The 5,338-nt window shown below is 67.2% G+C and carries 4 protein-coding genes and 1 pseudogene; 4 read left to right on the top strand and 1 reads right to left on the bottom strand.

Features of this window, described 5'->3' with window-relative positions; all coding sequences use genetic code 11:
• From VN856_RS07495 to VN856_RS07485, 3 genes and pseudogenes are all read left to right on the top strand, one after another.
• Positions 1 to 1,431 (top strand): annotated as a pseudogene (locus VN856_RS07495) (preprotein translocase subunit SecA); the annotation flags it as partial.
• Between the two features lie 4 nt (positions 1,432 to 1,435).
• Positions 1,436 to 1,918 carry a cation:proton antiporter regulatory subunit gene (locus VN856_RS07490; protein ID WP_325687649.1) on the top strand — a complete coding sequence of 161 codons (483 nt, stop codon included), beginning with the start codon at positions 1,436 to 1,438 and terminating at the stop codon, positions 1,916 to 1,918.
• Between the two features lie 4 nt (positions 1,919 to 1,922).
• Positions 1,923 to 3,080, top strand: coding sequence for a cation:proton antiporter (locus tag VN856_RS07485; RefSeq protein ID WP_325687647.1), 1,158 nt, complete (start codon positions 1,923 to 1,925; stop codon positions 3,078 to 3,080).
• On the opposite strand, the gene VN856_RS07480 is transcribed toward VN856_RS07485, so the two are convergent.
• Positions 3,077 to 3,460 carry an Rv3235 family protein gene (locus tag VN856_RS07480; protein WP_325687645.1) on the bottom strand — a complete coding sequence of 128 codons (384 nt, stop codon included), beginning with the start codon at positions 3,458 to 3,460 and terminating at the stop codon, positions 3,077 to 3,079. The two genes, VN856_RS07485 and VN856_RS07480, sit on opposite strands and share 4 nt — an antisense overlap.
• A 324-nt stretch (positions 3,461 to 3,784) precedes the next feature.
• Between VN856_RS07480 and VN856_RS07475 the strand changes: the two genes are divergently transcribed.
• Complete coding sequence (locus VN856_RS07475) at positions 3,785 to 5,191, top strand: wax ester/triacylglycerol synthase family O-acyltransferase (RefSeq protein WP_325687643.1); 1,407 nt, start codon at positions 3,785 to 3,787, stop codon at positions 5,189 to 5,191.
• Positions 5,192 to 5,338 lie beyond the last annotated feature (147 nt).

Here is a 5,338-nt window from a genome sequence, read left to right as displayed (position 1 = left end):
GAAGCCGGCATCGTCGCCGAGGCCGGCCGCCGCGGCGCCATCACGGTCGCCACCAACATGGCCGGCCGCGGTACCGACATCGTGCTGGGCGGCAACGTCGACTTTCTCACCGACCTGAGGTTGCGGGCCCGCGGTCTGGATCCGGTCGAGACTGCCGACGAGTACGAGACGGCCTGGCACGAAGAGCTACCGCTCGTCAAAGACGAGGCGGCGGCCGAAGCCAAAGAGGTCATCGAGGCCGGCGGGCTCTACGTGCTGGGCACCGAGCGGCACGAGTCACGCCGTATCGACAACCAGCTGCGCGGCCGCTCCGGCCGTCAGGGTGACCCCGGTGAGTCGCGGTTCTACCTGTCGCTGGGCGACGAGTTGATGCGTCGTTTCAACGGCGCCGCGCTGGAGACGCTGCTGACCCGGTTGAACCTGCCCGACGACGTTCCGATCGAAGCGGGAATGGTGACACGCGCGATCAAGAGCGCGCAGACCCAGGTCGAGCAGCAGAACTTCGAGGTCAGAAAGAACGTCCTCAAGTACGACGAGGTGATGAACCAGCAGCGCAAGGTCATCTACGCGGAACGTCGCCGCATCCTGGAAGGCGAGAACCTGCAGCAGCAGGCGCACGACATGCTCGTCGCCGTGATCACCGCGTATGTCGACGGCGCCACCGCTGTGGGGTACGCCGAGGACTGGGATCTGGAGAAGCTCTGGGAGGCGCTGAAAACGCTGTATCCGGTCGGCATCGACCACACCACTTTGATCGACTCCGAGGCGGTCGGGGAGCCCGGCGAACTGACCCGCGAGGAGTTGCTCGACGCGTTGATCGAGGATGCCGACCGTGCCTACGCCGCGCGGGAAGCCGAGCTCGAAGAGCTGGCCGGTGAGGGCGCGATGCGTCAGCTGGAACGCAATGTGCTGCTCAACGTCATCGACCGCAAATGGCGTGAGCACCTCTACGAGATGGACTACCTCAAAGAGGGCATCGGCCTGCGCGCGATGGCGCAACGCGACCCGCTGGTCGAGTACCAGCGTGAGGGTTTCGACATGTTCACCGGGATGCTGGACGGCCTCAAAGAAGAGTCCGTCGGCTTCCTGTTCAACGTCGCCGTCGAGGCGATACCGGCCCAGCAGGTCGGACCGGTCGCCGAGCCGGAGGGCCTGACCGAGTTCGCCACCGCCGCCGCGGCCAGCGCGCAGCAGCAGGCCTCCGGCGCTCCAGCTCCCGCCGCAGCTCGTGAACCGGCACCTGCGTTGCGCGCCAAGGGAATTGACAACGAGGCGCCCCAGCTGACCTACAGCGGGCCGGCCGAGGACGGCTCGGCGCAGGTGCAGGGCAACGGTGGCGGCTCGGCAGCCGGCGGGTCCGGCGGCTCTCGCCGTGAACGCCGCGAGGCCGCCCGTCGGCAGGGGCGGCACGCCAAGGCCAAGCGGCGCTAGAGCCATGGACGTCAAAGAAGTGCTGCTGCCCAGCATGGGTGTGCGGTACGAGTTCACCAGCAACCACGGTGAGCGGATCGGCATCGTCGCGCGACGCGGCGGCTACTTCGAGATCGTCCTGTACGGCAATGACGACCCCGACCAGGCTCGTCCGGTCTTTCGCCTCACCGACGAGGAAGCGGACGCGGTCGCGCAGATTCTGGGTGCGCCGCGGATCGCCGAACGGTTCGTCGAACTCACTCGCGAGATACCGGGGCTCGAAGCCGGTCAGGTGCACATCCTGCCCGGCAGTGTCTTCGTGGACCGACCACTGGGAGACACCCGTGCCCGAACCCGAACCGGCGCGTCGATCGTCGCGATCGTGCGCAATGACGAGGTGCTCGCTTCCCCGGGGCCGTCCGAGAAGCTGCGCGCTGCCGACGTGTTGATCGTTGTCGGCACCGAAGCCGGCATCAACGGCGTGCAGCAGCTCGTCCAAAAGGGCTGATTGCGTGCAGATTTCGGCGCCGCTGCTGTTGCAACTCGGCGCAGTCCTCACTGCGCTTGCGTTGCTGGGCGCACTGGCCCGGCGGTTCGCGCTGTCACCGATCCCGCTGTACCTGCTGGCCGGGCTGTGGCTCGGCAAGGGCGGCATTCATTCGGTGACCGAGGCCAGCGTGTTCGTCAAAACCGGCGCGCCCATCGGTGTCGTGCTGCTGCTGCTGACCTTGGGCCTGGAGTTCTCCAGCGCCGAATTCGCCAGCAGCATGAAGCAGCACGTCCCCTCGGCGCTGGTCGACGTCGTGCTCAACGCGACGCCGGGGGCCGTCGCGGGCTGGCTGCTCGGGTTCAAGGGCATCGGGATCCTCGCGCTGGCCGGCGTGACCTATGTGTCGTCGTCCGGTTTGATCGCCCGACTGCTCGAAGACCTCAACCGGGTGGGTAACCGCGAAACACCCGCGATCCTGGCGGTGCTGGTGCTCGAGGACTTCGCGATGGCGGCCTACCTGCCGGTGTTCGCGGTCCTGGTCAGCGGCGGCACGTGGCCGAAGGCGCTGCTCGGCATGGTCATCGGGGTCGGAGCGTTTTGGATCGCGTTCGTCATTTCGCACCGATGGGGCCATTACTTCGGCCGGCTGGTGGGATCCGAGGATTCCGAGCAGTTGCTGCTGCGCGTCCTCGGGGTGACGCTGATCGTTGCCGCGCTGGCCGAAGAGGTGCACGCGTCGGCTGCCGTCGGTGCGTTCCTGGTGGGTCTGACGTTGACCGGCGACACGGCAGACCGCGCCCGGAAAGTGTTGGGGCCGTTGCGCGATCTGTTCGCCGCGGTGTTCTTTCTCGGGGTCGGGATCGGGGTCGATCCGCACACGCTGGCTCCTGCGCTTCCGGCGGCGATTGCCCTGGCCGTGGTGACCAGTGCGTCCAAGGTGGCAACCGGGATCTTCGCCGCGCGGCGCGACGGCGTGGCCCGCCGCGGCCAACTGCGCGCCGGCACTGCCCTGATCGCTCGCGCCGAATTCTCGTTGATCATCATCGGCCTGGCCGGGGCGTCGATAGCCGGCCTGGCCCCGGTGGCGATGTCGTATGTGTTCGTCGTCGCCGTGATCGGGCCGGTGCTCGCCCGGTTAGGCGGCGCCCCACTGCCCTCCCGTGCCCGGGAGGCCGCCTAACCGATGTGCAGCGCAACCACCTGCCAGGGTCCCGAGCCCATCCGCTCGATGCGGCAGGCGATGGCATGCATGCGGCGCCCACGGCTGTAGCTGCCGAACACCTCGGCCGCAGCGAACCCGTCCGGACTGCCCACCGCCTGCAGTCGCACCCGGCGCAACATCGCCACCCCGCCATCGGCATCGGCCAGTCGATTGGCCGACAGCACCGAATCGACGAGTCCGGCGGCGAGCAGGCCGTTCAGCTGGGAGATCGAGCGGCGGCGGTCGATCACTTCCAGCACGCGGCGTAGCGCGGCGTCGGCGAAACGTGCCGCCTGGCGCATCGCCGCCGACAGCGCTGGCGCGGGTTGCGGACGTTGGCTCGAATGCCGTTGTGGCACATGTACATTGCGTCGTCGCAGCGCGGTCGGTGAGGGTGATCGGCACTGCCGGACGTCACGGGCCGGAGGCTCGCAATCGACCACATTGGTGACCGCAAACGTCGTCTGTTCCGATGGGCGTGAACTGGTCGACACCACACTCTCCCGCGAATTCCGAAGGGCCCGAGAAGCCAGCCTGCTGGAGAGTGGCAGACGAGTGTGACGATCATCGCACAATCGCCGCATCCGCGTACCCGCGCTGCGCCGGGCCGCTGGGGACCGTTACCGTGTGCGGCATATTGGTCGGTAGACCGATTCGCAAGGCAGGTAAAGGGGAGAGGCGACGTGACCCGGTTGTCCGCTTCGGACGCCTCCTTCTACGACCTGGAGAATTCGGCGACACCGCTCTACGTGGGCTCGCTGTCGATTCTGCGTCAGCCGCGGGCCGGGTTGAGCTACGAGACGTTGCTGGCCACCGTTGAGCGGCAGCTGCCGAAGGTGCCGCGGTACCGGCAGAAGGTCCGCGAAGTGACGATGCGGCTGGCCCGGCCGGTCTGGGTCGACGACCGCGATTTCGACATCACCTACCACGTCCGGCGCTCTGCGCTCCCGTCGCCGGGCAGCGACGAGCAGCTCCACGAGCTGATTGGCCGGCTGGCCGCCCGCCCGCTGGACAAGACGCGCCCGCTCTGGGAGATGTACCTGGTAGAGGGCTTGGCCAACAACCGCCTGGCCCTGTACACCAAGTCGCATCAGGCGTTGATCAACGGCATGGGCGCGGTCGAGATCAGCCATGTCATCGCCGATCGGAATCGTCGTCCGCCGCCGTTCGCCGAGGACATCTGGGTGCCGGCACGCGAGCCGGGCAACGTGGAGCTGATGCTGCGCGCGATCGGTGACTGGGCCACCCGCCCGCAGGCGCAGCTGAACGCCGTCCGCAGCGGGGTCACCGATCTGTTGACCAACTCCGGACAGCTGGTGGACGCCGGCCGGAGGATGTTCGATGTCGCCCGGACGTTGGCGCGCGGCAACGCCCCCAGCAGCCCGCTCAACACCACGGTGTCGCGCAATCGACGGCTGACGGTCGCGCGCGGCCGACTTGACGACTATCGGGCGATTCGGTCGCGCTACAACTGCGATGTCAACGATGTGGTGCTGGCGGTGATCACCGGTGCGCTGCGCAACTGGCTGTTGTCCCGCGGCGAGTCGGCCGCGCCGGCAGCGACAGTGCGGGCCATGGCGCCGTTGCCGGTCTACGTCGACGAAACATTCGACTCGTCGGGCCGGGGGCAGGCGATCAGCCAGGTCGCGCCGTTTCTGGTCGACCTGCCGGTCGGGGAGGGCAACGCGGTGGTGCGGCTGTCGCAGATCGCCCACGACACCGAATCCAATCCAACGGCGAGCAGCCTGGTCGACGCCCGCACCATCGTTACGCTGTCGGGTTTTGCGCCGCCGACCTTGCACGCCATGGGAATTCGCGTCGCCACCGGCTTGTCACCGCGTTTGTTCAACCTGTTGATCACCAACGCGCCGGGCGCCCAGTCGCAAATGTATGTCGCCGGTGCAAAGTTGTTGGAGACCTATGCCGTGCCGCCGCTGTTGAACAACCAGGTGCTGGCCATCGGCGTGACGTCTTACAACGGCATGTTGTATTTCGGCATCAACGCCGATCGGGAAGCGATGAGCGACGTCGACGTACTGCCGGTGTTACTGGGCGAATCGCTCGATGAACTGCTGGAAGCCGCGCAGTAGAAACGCTGCTCGGGGAGAAAGAAGCAGCTCACGGCCTTACGATTCAACAGCATGACCAACAACGGATCTGCCGACGACACCTCGGCCAAGACAAAGCAACCGAAAAAGGCGAAGTCCCCGAAGGCTCAGAAGTCGCCGCCGAAGATC

Source organism: Mycobacterium sp. (assembly GCF_035603715.1).
GTDB lineage: Bacteria > Actinomycetota > Actinomycetes > Mycobacteriales > Mycobacteriaceae > Mycobacterium.
Note: the sequence above shows the minus strand (reverse complement) of the source record. Positions and strands in the feature narration are given on the sequence as shown.